Consider the following 14,821-nt stretch of genomic DNA (forward strand, 5'->3'; position numbering starts at 1 on the left):
ATTCCATGACGAACCGCCCCGCGATCATCATCACCGGCTGCTCCACCGGCATCGGCGCCCATTGCGCCCGGGCGCTGAAGGCGGATGGCTGGCGTGTCTTCGCCACCGTGCGCCGCGAGGAAGACCGGGCGATGCTGGAAGCGGACGGCATCGAAGCATTGATCATGGACTATACGCAGGCGGAGACGATCACGGCACTGGTCGCCACCGTCGCCGAGCGCACCGGCGGCCGCATCGACGCGCTGTTCAACAACGGCGCCTACGGCCAGCCGGGCGCCGTCGAGGATCTCTCCACCGAAACCTTGCGTGCCCAGTTCGAGACCAACGTCTTCGGCTGGCACGAACTGACCCGCCAGGTCATCCCCTATATGCGCAGGCAGGGACACGGCCGCATCGTGCAATGCTCGTCGATCCTCGGCCTCGTGCCCTACCGGTTTCGCGGCGCCTACACCGCCTCGAAATTTGCGATCGAAGGCCTGTCGGTCACGCTGCGCATGGAACTGCAGGGCAGCGGCATCCATGTCAGCCTGATCGAACCCGGCCCGATCACCTCCTGCTTCACTGCGACGGCGCTGAAACACATCGAGGCCAATATCGATCTCGAAAACTCCGCCCATGCCGTCGAATACAAACGCCAGCTGGCGCGACTTAATGGCACAGGGCCGGTCAACCGCCATAAACTCGGCCCGGAAGCGGTGTATGACGTGCTCAGGCACGCCTTGACCGCAAAGCGCCCCCGTCCGCATTATCCGGTGACGACGCCGGCCAAGCAGGGCGTCCTGCTCAAGCGTTTCCTTCCCGCCGATCTGTTCTACCGACTCATGCGCTGGCTCGATTGAAGCGCGCTGAAAGAAAGGGTATTTTGGACCGATGTCCAGTTTTACGATGATCCTTGCCCTCGCCGTCATGGGCCTCGTCGCGCTCGTGCTGATCCGCGGCCTGTTCAACATGATGAAGGGCGGCAGCCCCAACCTTTCCAACAAGCTGATGCAGATGCGCATCGTGCTGCAGGCGGTCGCCATCGCGCTGATCATGCTGACGCTGTGGCTGACGGGCGGCGGACGCTGACGGTATAGAGTTTTCCGCATTTCTCCGAACCGCGAAAACGCTCTATCTTTTTGTTTTTGCGCAAAACAGCAGTAGGCTTTGCTGGAATTGCTTTCGCCAGGATGCGACAAGGGGGCTCTCGCGTGGTCAAGCTGAACAAGATCTACACCAAGACCGGCGACGACGGCACCACCGGCCTGGTCTCCGGGCCGCGCCGCCGCAAGGACGATCTGCGCATCGAAGCCTACGGCACGGTGGACGAAACCAATTCCTGGCTCGGCATGGCGCGCCTGCACACCACTGGCGACGGCGAATTCGACGCGATGCTGGAGCGTATCCAGAACGATCTCTTCGATCTCGGCGCCGATCTCGCCACGCCCGATACCGGCAAGCCGCTCGACTACGAGCCGCTGCGCATCGTCGAGGCGCAGGTGGAGCGGCTGGAGGCGGAAATCGATCGCCTCAACGCCGACCTGCAGCCGCTGAAATCCTTCATCCTCCCCGGCGGCTCGCCCGCCGCCGCCGCGCTGCACATGGCGCGCACCGTCTCGCGGCGTGCCGAGCGGATCATGGTCGCCCTGTCGCGCAGCGACGGCGAGACGGTCAGCCCCGTCGCACTGAAATATATCAATCGCCTCTCCGATTTTCTGTTCGTCGCCGCCCGTCATCATAACGACAAGGGCCGGACGGATATGCTTTGGGTTCCGGGAAAAAACCGCTAGGGTGCGACAGCAGGTCGCATCGGGCATGGCAGCGGTTTTGCCACGACGGCCTGAGCAATCAAGGATCCGGGCATGCAGGCGAATCCGGGATCGCCTGAGGCTTCGGAAAAATCTCGAGGGGGACCGGGGTGTTCATACCGCTGCACGACAAGAATTCCCTGAAATACATCAAGCTGCAATATGTGACGATCTCGTTGATCACGGCCAATTGCCTGGTCTGGCTGTTCACCGGCCTCCTCGCGCCGGAAACGGTCAATGACGCGGCCACCATCGGCCTCGGCTATATCCCGGCCGTCGCCTTCAACTATGCCTACCTGCCGCCGGACCTGGCCCTGGTGCCGCACAACACCACCTATCTCACCTACTCCTTCCTGCATCTCGACTTCTGGCATCTTGCCGGCAACATGCTGTTCCTCTGGGTTTTCGGCGACAATGTCGAGGACGCCATGGGGCACTTCCGCTTTCTCGTCTTCTATCTCGCCTGCGCCGTCGCCGGCGCCTTTTTCCACGGCCTGCTGAGCCCGTCGTCCGAGGCGCCGCTGGTCGGGGCGTCGGGAGCGATCTCCGGTGTCGTCGCCGCCTACATGATGCTGCATCCCAAGGTGCGGGTCTGGGTGCTGGTGCTGTTTCGCTTTCCGCTGCCGCTGCCGGCCTTCATCCCGCTGCTCTTCTGGGTCGGCCAGCAGTTCTTCATGCTGCTGACGGATACGGAGGGGCGGATTTCCTGGGGGGCCCATGTCGGCGGCATCATCGCCGGGGCGATCCTCGTCCTGTTCATGCGTCGCCGGGGCGTGCCGCTCTTCGACACCAGCATCGTCACGCCGAAGGCCGTACGCCACGCCGAGGCGCCGGCCGACCCCCTCGCCGGCGAAACCAGGACGCCGCCGCATTGGGGCCGCGGCTAGACCAGCAGTCATCCCGAAACTGCGGAAAATCCGCCCATATGCGACGCACAGCCGTTGTGTTTGGGGGAAAAACGCGTATCCATGTCGCCAACTGACAATCAGATGAACCTCTGAAAGCGCATTTTCTGCGGAGTTGTTGAAGGAAGGACCAGATGAAGATCTTAGTGCCCGTCAAGCGCGTTGTCGATTACAACGTCAAGATCCGCGTCAAGGCGGATGGCTCCGGCGTCGAGCTTGCGAACGTGAAGATGTCGATGAATCCGTTCGACGAAATCTCGGTCGAGGAAGCGCTGCGGTTGAAGGAAGCCGGCAAGGCTTCGGAAGTCGTGGTGGTGTCGATCGGGCCGGCCAAGGCCGAAGAAACCCTGCGCACCGCGCTTGCCATGGGCGCCGACCGCGCCGTGCTGGTCGAGACCGACGAACTGGTCGAGCCGCTCGCCGTCGCCAAGATCCTCAAGGGTGTTACCGAAACCGAACAGCCCGGCCTGGTCATCGTCGGCAAGCAGGCGATCGACGACGATTCGAACCAGACCGGCCAGATGCTGTCTGCCCTTCTCGGCTGGGCCCAGGGCACGTTTGCCTCGAAGATCGAGCTTGGCGCCGACAAGGCCTCCGTCACCCGCGAAGTCGATGGCGGCCTGCAGACGATCGCGGTCAAGCTGCCGGCGGTGGTCACCACCGACCTGCGCCTCAACGAGCCGCGCTACGCCTCGCTGCCGAACATCATGAAGGCCAAGAAGAAGCCGCTCGACAAGAAGACCCCGGCCGATTTCGGCGTCGACACCACGCCGCGCCTGAAAGTGCTGAAGACCGAGGAGCCGTCAGGCCGCAAGGCGGGCGTCAAGGTCAAGTCCGTCGCCGAACTGGTCGACAAGCTGAAGAACGAAGCCGGCGTGCTTTGATCGGAAAGATCCAGGGAGTTTATTGATATGGCCATTCTTCTTCTCGCCGAACACGACAATGCCCACCTTTCCGACCAGACCGCCAAGGCGCTGACGGCCGCCAGCCAGATCGGCTCCGACGTGCACGTGCTGGTCGCCGGTTCCGGTGCCGGCGCTGCCGCCGAAGCGGCGTCCAAGCTTGCCGGCGTTTCCAAGGTGCTGGTTGCCGACGACGCCGCGCTCGGCCACAACCTTGCCGAACCGCTGGCAGCGCTGATCGTCTCGCTGGCGCCCGCCTACGACACGATCATCGCCGCCGCCACCTCGGTCGCCAAGAACGTCATGCCGCGCGTCGCAGCGCTGCTCGACGTCATGCAGGTGTCGGAAATCACCGAAGTCGTTTCGGCCGACACGTTCAAGCGTCCGATCTATGCCGGCAACGCCATCCAGACCGTTCAGGCCACAGACGCCAAGAAGGTGATCACGGTGCGCACCGCCTCCTTCGCTTCCGCCGATCAGGGCGGCAGCGCGGCAATCGAGACGGTGGCTGCTGCGGCCGATCCGGGCCTGTCCAGCCATGTCGGCGACGCGCTGTCGTCGTCGGATCGTCCGGAACTGACCTCCGCCAAGATCATCATCTCGGGCGGCCGCGCGCTCGGCTCGTCGGAAAAGTTCCAGGAAGTCATCCTGCCGGTCGCCGACAAGCTCGGTGCCGCTGTCGGCGCCTCCCGTGCCGCCGTCGATGCGGGTTACGCCCCGAACGACTGGCAGGTCGGCCAGACGGGCAAGGTGGTCGCGCCGCAGCTCTACATCGCCTGCGGCATTTCCGGCGCCATCCAGCACCTTGCCGGCATGAAGGACTCCAAGGTTATCGTCGCCATCAACAAGGACGAGGAAGCGCCGATCTTCCAGGTGGCCGACTACGGTCTCGTCGGCGATCTGTTCGACGTGCTGCCGGAACTGCAGAAGGCGCTTTGAGGCATCAAAGCCAGTTTTTTGCGATTGCGAATAAAAACTGGAAAAAATTTTATCGCCGGACTATCAATTTTGCCGGGCTGTCTTAACAGCCCGGCAATTTTGTTTCGGCGATAAAGCGTGCCGACTGCTTCGGACGACAAGGGAAGGCATATGATCAGGAATATCGGAATTATCGGCGCGGGTCAGATGGGCTGCGGTATCGCCCATGTCTCGGCTGCGGCTGGATACAAGGTCCATATTTACGACGTCGCCCAGGATCGCATCGAAGCCGGCCTCGCCACCATCAACGGCAACCTGGCCCGCCAGGTCACCCACGGCAAGATGACCGACGAGGAACGCAGCAAGGCGCTGGCGCTGATCAGCGGCTCGAACGACGTCAACGACCTGGCGCCGATGGATCTGGTCATCGAAGCCGCCACCGAGGACGAAACCGTCAAGCGCAAGATCTACGCGCAGATCTGCCCGGTTCTGAAACCCGAGGCGATCCTCGCCACCAACACCTCGTCGCTGTCGATCACCCGCCTTGCCTCGGCCACCGACCGGCCGGAGCGCTTCATGGGCATCCATTTCATGAACCCGGTGCCGGTCATGAAGCTCGTGGAGCTGGTGCGCGGCATCGCCACCGATGAACCGACCTTTACCGCCGCCAAGGCCTATGTCAGCGCGCTCGAAAAGACGATCACCGTCGCCGAGGATTTCCCGGCCTTCATCGTCAACCGCATCCTGCTGCCGATGATCAACGAGGCGATCTACACGCTCTATGAAGGCGTCGGCAGTGTCGAGGCGATCGATACCGCCATGCGGCTCGGCGCCAACCATCCCATGGGTCCGCTGCAGCTCGCCGATTTCATCGGCCTCGACACCTGCCTCTCCATCATGCAGGTGCTGCACGACGGCCTGGCGGACAGCAAGTATCGCCCCTGCCCGTTGCTGGTGAAATATGTCGAGGCTGGCTGGCTCGGCCGCAAGTCCGGTCGCGGTTTTTACGACTATCGCGGCGAAAAGCCGGTTCCGACGCGCTGATCCCACCGGAGCGACGATAGCCGGAACCTCTTTTCCCTGAGTGGGGAAGAGGAAGATGCCTCAGGTGAGCGGTATCATTACCGCCTTGCCATAGGCCGGCCGCTCCGTCAGCCGGTCATACCATGCCTTGAGCGCCGGCAGGTCGGCGCGTTCGATCGGCATACCGAACCAGCCGTAAGCCAGCACGCCGAGCGGAATGTCGCCGATGCCGAAACTTTCGCCTGAAAGGTAGGGCTGCCTGGCCAGCTCAGCATCGGCAATCGCCAGAACCTGGTTGCAGGCGGCGATGCCGGCCTTGATCTTCTCCATGTCCCGCTGCGCCTCGGGTGTGCGCACCATGCCCCAGAACACGTCGACGAACGGCCGGACAACCGTTCCGAGCGTCCAGTCCATCCATTTTTCCGCCTGCGCCCGCGCCGCGGGATCTTCGATCAGCAGGGTGCCGGCGCCATAACGCGCCGCAAGATAACGCACGATCGTGTTCGATTCCCACAGCACCGTATCGCCATCTTCGAGCACCGGCACCAGCCCGTTCGGATTGAGGGCGCGGTAGGCGGGCTCGTTGACGACACCGAAGACACCGCCGGCGTCGATGCGCTCATAGGAAAGCCCGATCTCTTCGGCGCACCAAAGCGCCTTCTTGACATTATTGGAATTCGTCCTGCCCCAGATCTTCATCGTGTTTCCCTCGTCATGAATGGATCAATCAGCTCTGCGCGCCGCGCACCAGCGCCTTGGCATCCTCGCTGTCCCAGGCAGCCGGGCCGTTCATCGAACCGATCAGGCAGCCCTTGTCGTCGACAAGCAGGGTCACCGGCAGGCCGAAGGCCAGGCCTTCCTTCTTCAGGGCGTTGAAGACGCCCATGCTGCTGTCGCGGTAGAAACCGAGCGTGTCGACACCGGTCTCGCTGAGAAAGGTTTTGGGCTTCTCGTCGTCGCCGGTGTCGATGTTGACGGCGACGACCTCGAATTTTTCGCTGCCGAGTTCCTTCTGCAGCGTGTTCAGCGCCGGCATTTCTTCGCGGCAGGGCACACACCAGGTGGCCCAGAGATTGAGCAGAACCGTCTTGCCGCCGAAACTGTCGAGCGTCAGGTCCTGGCCTTCCGCCCCTTTGAAGGCGAGCGACTGCAGCTTGCGCGGTTCGTTGACGCCGACCATCGCCGCCACCTGCCCCTTGGCGAGCGAGGAGAGCGATGCCACCTTGCCCTTGGCGGCTTCGCACTGCGCGGCGGCGGCAGATTGCGCCTCGCCATTGCCAGACCCCATGCCCTTCACGTATACCGCTGCCGCACCGGCGATCAGTCCCGCAACCGCGGCGATCGCGATCAATTTGACAGAGGGAAGCCTAAGGGGGTTTTTTGCTGTCATGTCATTCTCCAGGATAGGCATCGCATGGCTGACGGCACCTCGGACACCAAATCCTCCAACCAGATGTGGGGCGGACGCTTCGCCTCCGGTCCGGACGCGATCATGGAGGAGATAAATGCCTCGATCGGTTTCGACAAGAAGCTTTTCGCCCAGGATATCCGCGGCTCAATCGCGCATGCGACGATGCTGGCGCATCAGGGCATTATCGCCGAAGAAGACAAGACAAAAATAGTTGAAGGCCTGCAGGCGATCCAACAGGAGATCGAAAGCGGCAACTTCGAATTCTCCCGCCGCCTCGAAGACATCCACATGAATGTCGAGGCCAGGCTCGCCACCCTCATCGGCCCTTCGGCAGGGCGCCTGCACACCGCCCGTTCGCGCAACGACCAGGTGGCGCTGGACTTCCGCCTCTGGGTCAAGGAAGAGCTGGAGAAGACCGAAAAGGCGCTGACCGCCCTGATCGCCGCCTTCCTCGACCGCGCCGAAGAACATGCCGACACCGTCATGCCCGGCTTCACCCACCTGCAGACCGCCCAGCCGGTGACCTTTGGCCACCACTGCATGGCCTATGTCGAAATGTTCGGCCGCGACCGGCAGCGCGTGCGCCACGCCATCGAACATCTCGACGAAAGCCCGATCGGCGCCGCGGCCCTTGCCGGCACCGGCTTCCCCATCGACCGGCACATGACGGCCAAGGCGCTCGGTTTCCGCGAGCCGACCCGCAATTCGATCGACACGGTCTCCGACCGCGATTTCGCGCTGGAATTCCTGGCGATCGCGGCAATCGCCGCCACCCATCTGTCGCGGCTCGCCGAAGAGATCGTCATCTGGTCGACGCCGCAATTCGGCTTCATCCGCCTGTCGGACGCCTTCTCCACCGGCTCCTCGATCATGCCACAGAAGAAGAACCCCGACGCCGCCGAACTGGTGCGCGCCAAGACCGGCCGCATCAACGGCTCGCTGATCGCGCTTCTGACCGTCATGAAGGGCCTGCCGCTCGCCTATTCCAAGGACATGCAGGAAGACAAGGAACAGGTCTTCGACGCCGCCGAGAGCCTGGAACTCGCCATCGCCGCGATGACCGGCATGGTGCGCGACATGACCATCCGCACCGACCGGATGAAAGCGGCGGCCGGCTCCGGCTATTCCACCGCCACCGACCTGGCGGACTGGCTAGTGCGCGAGGCGGGCCTGCCCTTCCGCGACGCCCACCATGTCACCGGCCGCGCCGTGGCGCTGGCCGAAAGCAAGGGCTGCGAGCTGGCCCAGCTGTCGCTGGAAGAACTGCAGGCGATCCATCCCGCCGTTACCGCAAAGATCTTCGACGTGCTGACGGTGGAGGCTTCGGTCGCCAGCCGTGTCAGCTATGGCGGCACCGCGCCGGATCAGGTCCGCCGGCAGATCGCTTGGTGGCGCCAGCAGACCTGATCCCGCTTTTGTGTCTCAACAAGGCCGGGAAACTTCGCTATGAAGGACCGGCTTTTTCAAGTTTCCGAAGAGGATTTCATGCCGATGACCTTGCGAACTCTCATCCGTGCGGCGGCGGTGCTCTCCGTCGTCGGCCTGGTTGCCAGCGGATGTGGCCGTCGCGGCGATCTCGATCCGCCGAGCACGCCGGTCGACAAGCAGAACCAGAGGTCGAACACCGGGGCCGCACCGGTGGCGGACAAGCCCTTCATTCTCGATCCTCTTCTCTGACAGGTCATCCCCGTGAACCACTTCGAATATCGCGACGGCATCCTCTACGCCGAGGGCGTGGCCATCCCCGACATCGCCAAGGCGGTCGGCACGCCGTTCTACTGCTACTCCACCGCGACGCTGGAACGGCACTACAAGGTGTTCTCGCAGGCCTTCGCCGATCTCGACTCGCTCGTCTGCTACGCGATGAAGGCCAATTCCAACCAGGCGGTTCTGCGCACCCTCGCCCGGCTCGGCGCCGGCATCGACGTGGTGTCGGAAGGCGAATTGCGCCGGGCGCTCGCCGCCGGCGTGCCGGCCAGCCGCATCATGTTCTCCGGCGTCGGCAAGACGCCGCGCGAAATGGATGCCGCCCTTGAAGCCGGCATCTACTGCTTCAACGTCGAATCCGAACCGGAGCTGGAAATTCTCAACCAGCGCGCCCTCAAGGCCGGCAAGAAGGCGCCCGTCTCCTTCCGCATCAATCCCGATGTCGATGCCCGCACCCATGCGAAGATCTCGACCGGCAAGAAGGAAAACAAGTTCGGCATTTCCTGGGAGCGCGCCCGCGCCGTCTATGCGCACGCCGCCACCCTGCCGGGCATCGAGGTGACCGGCATCGACATGCATATCGGCAGCCAGATCACCGAACTGCAGCCCTTCGAGGATGCCTTCCGGCTGCTCCGCGAGCTGGTCACGACGCTGAGGGCCGATGGCCACGGGATCGACCATGTCGACATTGGTGGCGGCCTCGGCATTCCCTATCGCGAGGACAACAGCCCGCCGCCACTGCCGGATGCCTATGCCAACATCGTCAAGAACCAGCTTCGCGATCTCGGTTGCAAGGTCATCACCGAGCCAGGCCGGCTGATCGTCGGCAATGCCGGCATCCTCGTCACCGAGGTCATCTATGTGAAGGACGGTGGTCAGAAGAGTTTCGTCATCGTCGATGCGGCGATGAACGACCTGATCCGTCCCACGCTCTACGAAGCCTATCACGAGATCCGCCCGGTGAAGCTGACCGCCGCCAGCGCGCCGCGCATCAGGGCCGATGTCGTCGGCCCGGTCTGCGAGACCGGCGACTATCTGGCGCTCGACCGCGAAATGGCGCAGCCGAAGCCCGGCGATCTGATCGCCGTCGGTTCGGCCGGTGCTTACGGCGCGGTACAGGCCGGCACCTACAACAGCCGCCTGCTCATCCCCGAGGTGCTGGTGAAGGGCAACGATTTCCATGTCGTGCGTCCGCGCACCTCCTACGAAGATCTGATCGGCCTCGATTCGATGCCTGGCTGGCTCGGCTGATTTCAATCCCGTTGCGGCGATCAGACACGAAAAAGTGAGGGCATTTTTGCCCTTGCCCTCGCCTTCGCCACAAACAATGGTATCCTGAAAGCGCCGTTACACCGCTTCGACCCCGCGCAGATTGCGGACTTTACGAGCGCCGGATCAGGAGACAGGCCGCATGACCACACCCCGCCAGGGCTTGACGGATGCCGTATCGGAGCAGTCCGCCCTTGCGCGCCGCGTCGGCACCAAGCGCTTCCTTGCCCGCCTGGTGCTGCTTGCGGAACGGGTGCTGCCGCTGACACTTTTGCCGCTCGGCATACTGGCGCTGTTTCTTTCCTTCTCCTGGTTCGGCCTGTTCCGCCTCGTGCCGGACTGGTTGCGCTGGGTCATCCTCTTCGGTTTCGTCTTTTCGTTCCTGACGTCGCTGCTGCCGCTTGCCCGCCTGCGCTGGCCAAAGGCGGTGGAAGCCGACCGCCTTCTCGAAGAACGCAACAACCTGCCGCACCAGCCCGTTTCGGTGCAGGCGGACCGGCTCGCCTCGCAGACGCCGTTTGCCCGTGCGCTGTGGCAGGAGCACCAGGCGCGCATGGCGGCCCGCATCGCTCATCTCGATGCCGGCTTGCCGCAGCCGGATATCGCCAGCCATGACCGCTTTGCGCTGCGCATCGTCCCGGCGCTGCTGCTCGTCACCAGTTTCGCCTATTCGTTCTCGAACGGTTCCGGCACGCTCGAAGACGCTGTGACGCAGCACACGATACCTGCGATGCGGCCGGACGTGCGCATCGACGCCTGGATCACGCCGCCCTCCTATACCGGCCGCGCGCCGATCTATTTGACCGGCAACGACGCAGCCGCGACGGAGCTCGACGTGCCGCAATTCTCCGACCTGACGGTGCGCATCACCGGCGGCGACGGCACCGAGAAGGTGCTGTTCAAGGGCGAAAACACAGCCCCTGTCGAACTGACGCTGCAGGACGGTGACAAGAAGGAGGCTGCCGAGCCCGCAGTCGACAAGGCAGCCGAGACCGCGGTCGACACCGCGGCTGCCCGCAATCACCTGATGAAGCTTGCCGAAAGCGGCACGCTGGATGTCGGCGGCCGAAACTGGCAGTTCACCGTCATTCCCGACAAGGGACCCGAGATCGCTTTCGAAGGCATGCCCCGCCGCAGCATCAACGGTGCGCTGGAGATCGGCTTCAAGGCCAAGGACGATTACGGCATCCAATCGGCCCATGCCGAAATCGAACCCATAGACCAGCCCGATGCCGGCGCCCTGCCGCTCTATCCGCTGCCGGAATACAAGCTCGACCTGCCGCGACGCGACTCCCGCGAGATCAAGGGCCTGACCAGCCGCAACCTGACGGAACATCCGCTTGCGGGCAAACGGGTGCGCGTCACGCTGGTCGCCACCGATGCCGCCGGCCAGACCGGCCGCAGCCCGCCGCATGAAATGGTGCTGCCGTCGCGCAATTTCAGCCAGCTGCTGGCGGCAGCCGTCGCCGAAGAACGGCAGATTTTCGCGCTCGACGTGCGCAAGCTGCCGGACGCGATCGCGCTCAACGAGGCGGTGACGCTGCGCGCTGATGAAACCATCCCCAATCTGACCCATTACCTGTTGATCGAATCCGCCCGCACGCGCATGCAGCTGTCACACAACAGCGACATGCTGAAGGAAACCGCCGACTACCTCTGGGAAATCGCCCTCGGCATCGAGGATGGCAATCTGTCGCTTGCCGAACGCAAGCTGCGCGATGCGCAGCAGGCCTTGGCCGACGCGCTCGACCGCAATGCGCCGGATGCCGAGATCAAGAAGCTGATGGACGAATTGCGCAAGGCCATGGACGAGTATCTCTCCGCCATGGCCGATCAGATGCGCAACAACAACTCCGCCCAGAACCAAAGCGAGACGCCTCGCAACGTGCTGCGCCAGCAGGACCTGCAAGCGATGCTCGACCAGCTGGAAAACCTGGCGCGCTCCGGCAATCGCGACGCCGCCAAACAGATGCTCTCCGAACTGCAGCGGATGATGAACAACCTGCAGGCCGGCCGTCGGCCGCAACAGGGCCAGCAAAGCCAACAGAACAGCCAGATGCGCCAGCAGATCGACAAGCTGGGCGAGATCCTGCGCGACCAGCAGCGGCTGATGGACGACACCTTCAAGCTCGACCAGGCCTTGCGCGACCGTATGCAGCGCGGCGATCCCGACAGCGAAGGCGAAGACGGCGAGTTCCTCGACCAGATGCAGCCTGACGGGCAGCAGGGCGAACAGAAACAACAGTCGCAGCAGGGCCAGAACGGACAGCAGCAGGACCTCGACCGCATGACGGCCGAACAGCTCCGCGAGGCGCTGAAACAATTGCGTGCCCAGCAGGACGGCCTCGGCAAGAAGCTGGAGGAACTGCAGAAGGGCCTGAAGGAACTCGGCATGCAGCCGGGCGAAGGCTTTGGCGAAGCCGGACGCGAGATGAAGGGCGCCGGCCAGGCGCTCGGCGAAAGTCAGGGCGAACGCGCCGTCCAGGGCCAGGGCAAGGCGCTTGAAGCGCTGCGCAAGGGCGCCCAGGACATGATGAACCAGATGATGCAGGCCCAGCAGGGTCAGGGCCAAGGTCAGGAACAGGGCAGCGCCGAGGGCGGCCAGAACGGCCGCGACCCGCTCGGACGCCCACGCCGCGCCGAAGGCCCGGATTTCGGCGATCAGGTCAAGGTGCCCGACGAGATCGACATCCAGCGGGCGCGCGAAATCCTCGAATCGATCCGCCGCCGGCTCGGCGAGAACCCGAGCGCCGAATTCGAACGCCGTTACCTGGAGCGTCTGCTGGACATCCGCTGACGGATATCAGCGGTTCCGGAGAAAAAGCAAAGCGGAACGATTAGAAGCAATTCAACAAAGTGCGCAGCGGCTTTGCGCCCGGAATTGCATGAAAGCAAAGATAGAGCGTTTTCGCGTTTCGCAGGAAAGCGGAAATGCTCTACGCCGCCAGCGCCATGGCCACGGCCTTGCGGATATCCGGCAGGGCAAACGGCTTCGAGACGACATCGACGATCTTTTCCATAAGGTCGTCGGCGCGTTCCCGCTGCTCGGCATAACCGGTCATCAGCAGGATCTTCATGTTGGGATAGGCGGAAGCCGCCTTGTGGGCCAGTTCGATGCCGTCCATCACTGGCATGCGGATATCGGAGAGGAGCAGGTCGAAAGCACCGTCCTGCAGCTTCTCGAGGCCTTCGGCGCCATCGGCAGCCTCATAGGTCTCATGCCCGTCCAGCCGAAGCGCCCGGGCCACAAAACTGCGCAGGGAATCTTCGTCCTCGGTGATCAGGATTTTCGCCATGGGTTGCATCGCTCCGTCTGTTTTCTTGTCATGCCCCACGAGGACATCACCAGAGTTTTCTTTGCGATCGGTAAACAGCCCCGGCAAGCGGGGCCCCATGGTTAACAACCGATGTCCGGCTTCGGTTCACGCGTCTCCGGTGACGACGCCGACAAACGGCAGTTCGCGGAACGCGTAAGCCACGTCCATGCCGTAACCCACGACGAAATAATCCGGACATTCGAAGCCGACATAATCCGCTTCCAGCTGCTCCTGGCGCTTGACCCGCTTGTCGAGCAGCACGGCGATGGTGACGTTGCGGGCACCGCGTTCGAACAGCAGTTCCTTGGCGAAACGCAGCGTCCGGCCGGATTCGAGGATGTCGTCGATCAACAGCACGTCACGGCCATGCACGTCGCTGTCGATATCCTTGACGATGCGCACGCCCTTGGACACCGTCCCTGTGCCATAACTGGACAGGGTGATGAATTCGACCTCAGGCGCCAGGCCCGTATCGTGCAGCGCCCGGATCAGGTCGGCGGCGAAGATGAACGAGCCCTTGAGGATGGCGATGACCAACAGGTCGCTGGTCGGACCGGCAGCGATCTGCGCCGCCATCGACAGGTTGCGTTCGGCGATCTGCTCGGCTGTGAAGAGCGGTTCGATGATCTTTCCGCGGACAACAGGCATATGGTCTTTCGCTCCTGATACAAAGGGGAAGACCGCGATAGCACGTTCAGGGCCGCGACACACCCGGTTCGGTGAAGGAAAGCCGGATGTCGGGAATTTTTCCACCGGGATGCGGCAGCCGGGCGGAAAAACCGCGGCTATGCCCGCCGTCGATCTCACTGACCGGTGCCTCGATGATGGTGCTGGCGATCAGCCGCTCGCCGGAAACCAGATCGGCGCGAATGCCGGGCACCGCCATCGTGCCTTCGGTGCGGTTCTCGACGATGCCGTTGACGAGCAGCACGCGCATGCCGTTGGCATCCTGCGGCGTCAGGCTGATATGGGTGATGTCGAGCGGCCGGACCGATGCCGGGCCGGGGGCGCTGGCGCCGGCAATGCCGGAAAAGCCGCCGCTGAGGCCGAACACGACGATGAACAGCAGGGCGACGAAGCCGGTGAAAAGAGGCTCAGGCACCCGCCGCAGCAAACGCTCGCAACCGACGAGGAATCGCGCCAGCAGGGCGAGCCCGGAAGCCTGCCGGCTTTGCGACTGCGGCGTTCTGGCCGGCCGGTTGTCATTGTAGCGGAAGGACGAATTGTTTCGCGGCCGCCCGTCGCGGATGACGACGAATTCCGCATCGACGATATCCGTCTTGCGGTTTGGTGCCACCTTGCGACCAGGTGTTGCCTTTTCCGGCGGGATGAAATCATATCGCGCCGCATTTGGATGCTGCCGGGGCCGGAATGTCGCCATGGTTTGCGTGCCTTCTACCCATATGAGCCTTGCCGTTCCGACGCGCCGGCGAACCAGGCATTGAAACGAATCCTGCCTAGTCGTAAATTCAAATGGTTAATGCTTCGGAAACGCATGCCGGGTTTGGGCGTTTTGGGAGGGATCTTTACCGGCTGTTAACCCTCTTCGTTAACATATTCCCCTGTTTCACCCTTTGAGGAC

General features: G+C 63.3%; 16 protein-coding genes. 11 read left to right on the top strand and 5 right to left on the bottom strand.

What is annotated here, in order from left to right; translation table 11 throughout:
• Positions 1–5: 5 nt before the first annotated feature.
• The 7 genes from DEM27_RS16300 to DEM27_RS16330 all read left to right on the top strand — a co-directional run bounded on the left by DEM27_RS16300 (position 6) and on the right by DEM27_RS16330 (position 5,556).
• Positions 6–839 carry an SDR family oxidoreductase gene (locus DEM27_RS16300; RefSeq protein ID WP_109459311.1) on the top strand — a complete coding sequence of 278 codons (834 nt, stop codon included), beginning with the start codon at positions 6–8 and terminating at the stop codon, positions 837–839.
• A 31-nt stretch (positions 840–870) separates the two neighbouring features.
• On the top strand, positions 871–1,068 hold the full coding sequence (locus tag DEM27_RS16305) for a twin transmembrane helix small protein (protein ID WP_109459312.1): 198 nt from the start codon (positions 871–873) through the stop codon (positions 1,066–1,068).
• A 122-nt stretch (positions 1,069–1,190) separates the two neighbouring features.
• Positions 1,191–1,769, top strand: a complete 579-nt coding sequence (locus DEM27_RS16310; protein ID WP_109459313.1) for a cob(I)yrinic acid a,c-diamide adenosyltransferase — start codon at positions 1,191–1,193, stop codon at positions 1,767–1,769.
• A gap of 128 nt (positions 1,770–1,897) precedes the next feature.
• Entirely contained in the window at positions 1,898–2,674 is a 777-nt protein-coding gene (locus DEM27_RS16315; protein WP_109459314.1) for a rhomboid family intramembrane serine protease, read from the top strand.
• A 152-nt stretch (positions 2,675–2,826) separates the two neighbouring features.
• Positions 2,827–3,576 (top strand): electron transfer flavoprotein subunit beta/FixA family protein, encoded by a 750-nt coding sequence (locus tag DEM27_RS16320; protein WP_109459315.1) that lies wholly within the window; start codon positions 2,827–2,829, stop codon positions 3,574–3,576.
• Positions 3,577–3,603: 27 nt separating this feature from the next.
• The gene (locus DEM27_RS16325) at positions 3,604–4,533 is read left to right on the top strand and encodes an electron transfer flavoprotein subunit alpha/FixB family protein (protein WP_109459316.1); all 930 of its coding nucleotides are present in this window, start codon (positions 3,604–3,606) and stop codon (positions 4,531–4,533) included.
• Between the two features lie 150 nt (positions 4,534–4,683).
• On the top strand, positions 4,684–5,556 hold the full coding sequence (locus tag DEM27_RS16330; RefSeq protein ID WP_109459317.1) for a 3-hydroxybutyryl-CoA dehydrogenase: 873 nt from the start codon (positions 4,684–4,686) through the stop codon (positions 5,554–5,556).
• Positions 5,557–5,616: 60 nt separating this feature from the next.
• Here the strand turns inward: DEM27_RS16330 and DEM27_RS16335 are convergent, their stop codons facing one another.
• Both DEM27_RS16335 and tlpA read right to left on the bottom strand, forming a co-directional pair.
• On the bottom strand, positions 5,617–6,234 hold the full coding sequence (locus tag DEM27_RS16335) for a glutathione S-transferase (protein ID WP_109459318.1): 618 nt from the start codon (positions 6,232–6,234) through the stop codon (positions 5,617–5,619).
• Between the two features lie 28 nt (positions 6,235–6,262).
• Positions 6,263–6,925 (bottom strand): thiol:disulfide interchange protein TlpA, encoded by a 663-nt coding sequence (tlpA, locus tag DEM27_RS16340; RefSeq protein ID WP_109459319.1) that lies wholly within the window; start codon positions 6,923–6,925, stop codon positions 6,263–6,265.
• 24 nt (positions 6,926–6,949) lie between these two features.
• Between tlpA and argH the strand changes: the two genes are divergently transcribed.
• The 4 genes from argH to DEM27_RS16360 all read left to right on the top strand — a co-directional run bounded on the left by argH (position 6,950) and on the right by DEM27_RS16360 (position 12,719).
• Positions 6,950–8,353: an argininosuccinate lyase gene (gene argH, locus DEM27_RS16345; RefSeq protein ID WP_109459320.1), complete on the top strand. Its 1,404-nt coding sequence runs from the start codon at positions 6,950–6,952 to the stop codon at positions 8,351–8,353.
• A gap of 78 nt (positions 8,354–8,431) precedes the next feature.
• Positions 8,432–8,623 (top strand): LPS translocon maturation chaperone LptM, encoded by a 192-nt coding sequence (gene lptM, locus DEM27_RS16350; protein ID WP_109459549.1) that lies wholly within the window; start codon positions 8,432–8,434, stop codon positions 8,621–8,623.
• Between the two features lie 12 nt (positions 8,624–8,635).
• Entirely contained in the window at positions 8,636–9,904 is a 1,269-nt protein-coding gene (gene lysA / locus DEM27_RS16355) for a diaminopimelate decarboxylase (protein WP_109459321.1), read from the top strand.
• 160 nt (positions 9,905–10,064) lie between these two features.
• Positions 10,065–12,719, top strand: coding sequence for a TIGR02302 family protein (locus DEM27_RS16360; RefSeq protein ID WP_109459322.1), 2,655 nt, complete (start codon positions 10,065–10,067; stop codon positions 12,717–12,719).
• Between the two features lie 139 nt (positions 12,720–12,858).
• Here DEM27_RS16360 and DEM27_RS16365 read toward each other — a convergent pair whose 3' ends face one another.
• The 3 genes from DEM27_RS16365 to DEM27_RS16375 all read right to left on the bottom strand — a co-directional run bounded on the left by DEM27_RS16365 (position 12,859) and on the right by DEM27_RS16375 (position 14,620).
• Positions 12,859–13,218, bottom strand: a complete 360-nt coding sequence (locus tag DEM27_RS16365; protein ID WP_109459323.1) for a response regulator — start codon at positions 13,216–13,218, stop codon at positions 12,859–12,861.
• Positions 13,219–13,344: 126 nt separating this feature from the next.
• Complete coding sequence (hpt, locus tag DEM27_RS16370) at positions 13,345–13,887, bottom strand: hypoxanthine phosphoribosyltransferase (protein ID WP_109459324.1); 543 nt, start codon at positions 13,885–13,887, stop codon at positions 13,345–13,347.
• A gap of 46 nt (positions 13,888–13,933) precedes the next feature.
• Positions 13,934–14,620, bottom strand: coding sequence for a hypothetical protein (locus DEM27_RS16375; RefSeq protein ID WP_109459325.1), 687 nt, complete (start codon positions 14,618–14,620; stop codon positions 13,934–13,936).
• Between the last annotated feature and the right edge of the window lie 201 nt (positions 14,621–14,821).

The sequence above is a fragment of the Rhizobium album genome, from assembly GCF_003122325.1.
Classification (GTDB): Bacteria; Pseudomonadota; Alphaproteobacteria; order Rhizobiales; family Rhizobiaceae; genus Metarhizobium; species Metarhizobium album.

What these genes read in the sequence shown, in the direction of transcription:
- argH (WP_109459320.1), top strand. Translation starts at nt 6,950, where the DNA reads ATGGCTGACGGCACCTCGGACACCAAATCCTCCAACCAGATGTGGGGC.
- DEM27_RS16320 (WP_109459315.1), top strand. Translation starts at nt 2,827, where the DNA reads ATGAAGATCTTAGTGCCCGTCAAGCGCGTTGTCGATTACAACGTCAAG.
- DEM27_RS16360 (WP_109459322.1), top strand. Translation starts at nt 10,065, where the DNA reads ATGACCACACCCCGCCAGGGCTTGACGGATGCCGTATCGGAGCAGTCC.
- tlpA (WP_109459319.1), bottom strand. Translation starts at nt 6,925, where the DNA reads ATGACAGCAAAAAACCCCCTTAGGCTTCCCTCTGTCAAATTGATCGCG.
- DEM27_RS16365 (WP_109459323.1), bottom strand. Translation starts at nt 13,218, where the DNA reads ATGGCGAAAATCCTGATCACCGAGGACGAAGATTCCCTGCGCAGTTTT.
- DEM27_RS16300 (WP_109459311.1), top strand. Translation starts at nt 6, where the DNA reads ATGACGAACCGCCCCGCGATCATCATCACCGGCTGCTCCACCGGCATC.
- DEM27_RS16330 (WP_109459317.1), top strand. Translation starts at nt 4,684, where the DNA reads ATGATCAGGAATATCGGAATTATCGGCGCGGGTCAGATGGGCTGCGGT.
- DEM27_RS16335 (WP_109459318.1), bottom strand. Translation starts at nt 6,234, where the DNA reads ATGAAGATCTGGGGCAGGACGAATTCCAATAATGTCAAGAAGGCGCTT.
- DEM27_RS16305 (WP_109459312.1), top strand. Translation starts at nt 871, where the DNA reads ATGTCCAGTTTTACGATGATCCTTGCCCTCGCCGTCATGGGCCTCGTC.
- hpt (WP_109459324.1), bottom strand. Translation starts at nt 13,887, where the DNA reads ATGCCTGTTGTCCGCGGAAAGATCATCGAACCGCTCTTCACAGCCGAG.
- DEM27_RS16325 (WP_109459316.1), top strand. Translation starts at nt 3,604, where the DNA reads ATGGCCATTCTTCTTCTCGCCGAACACGACAATGCCCACCTTTCCGAC.
- lptM (WP_109459549.1), top strand. Translation starts at nt 8,432, where the DNA reads ATGCCGATGACCTTGCGAACTCTCATCCGTGCGGCGGCGGTGCTCTCC.
- DEM27_RS16375 (WP_109459325.1), bottom strand. Translation starts at nt 14,620, where the DNA reads ATGGCGACATTCCGGCCCCGGCAGCATCCAAATGCGGCGCGATATGAT.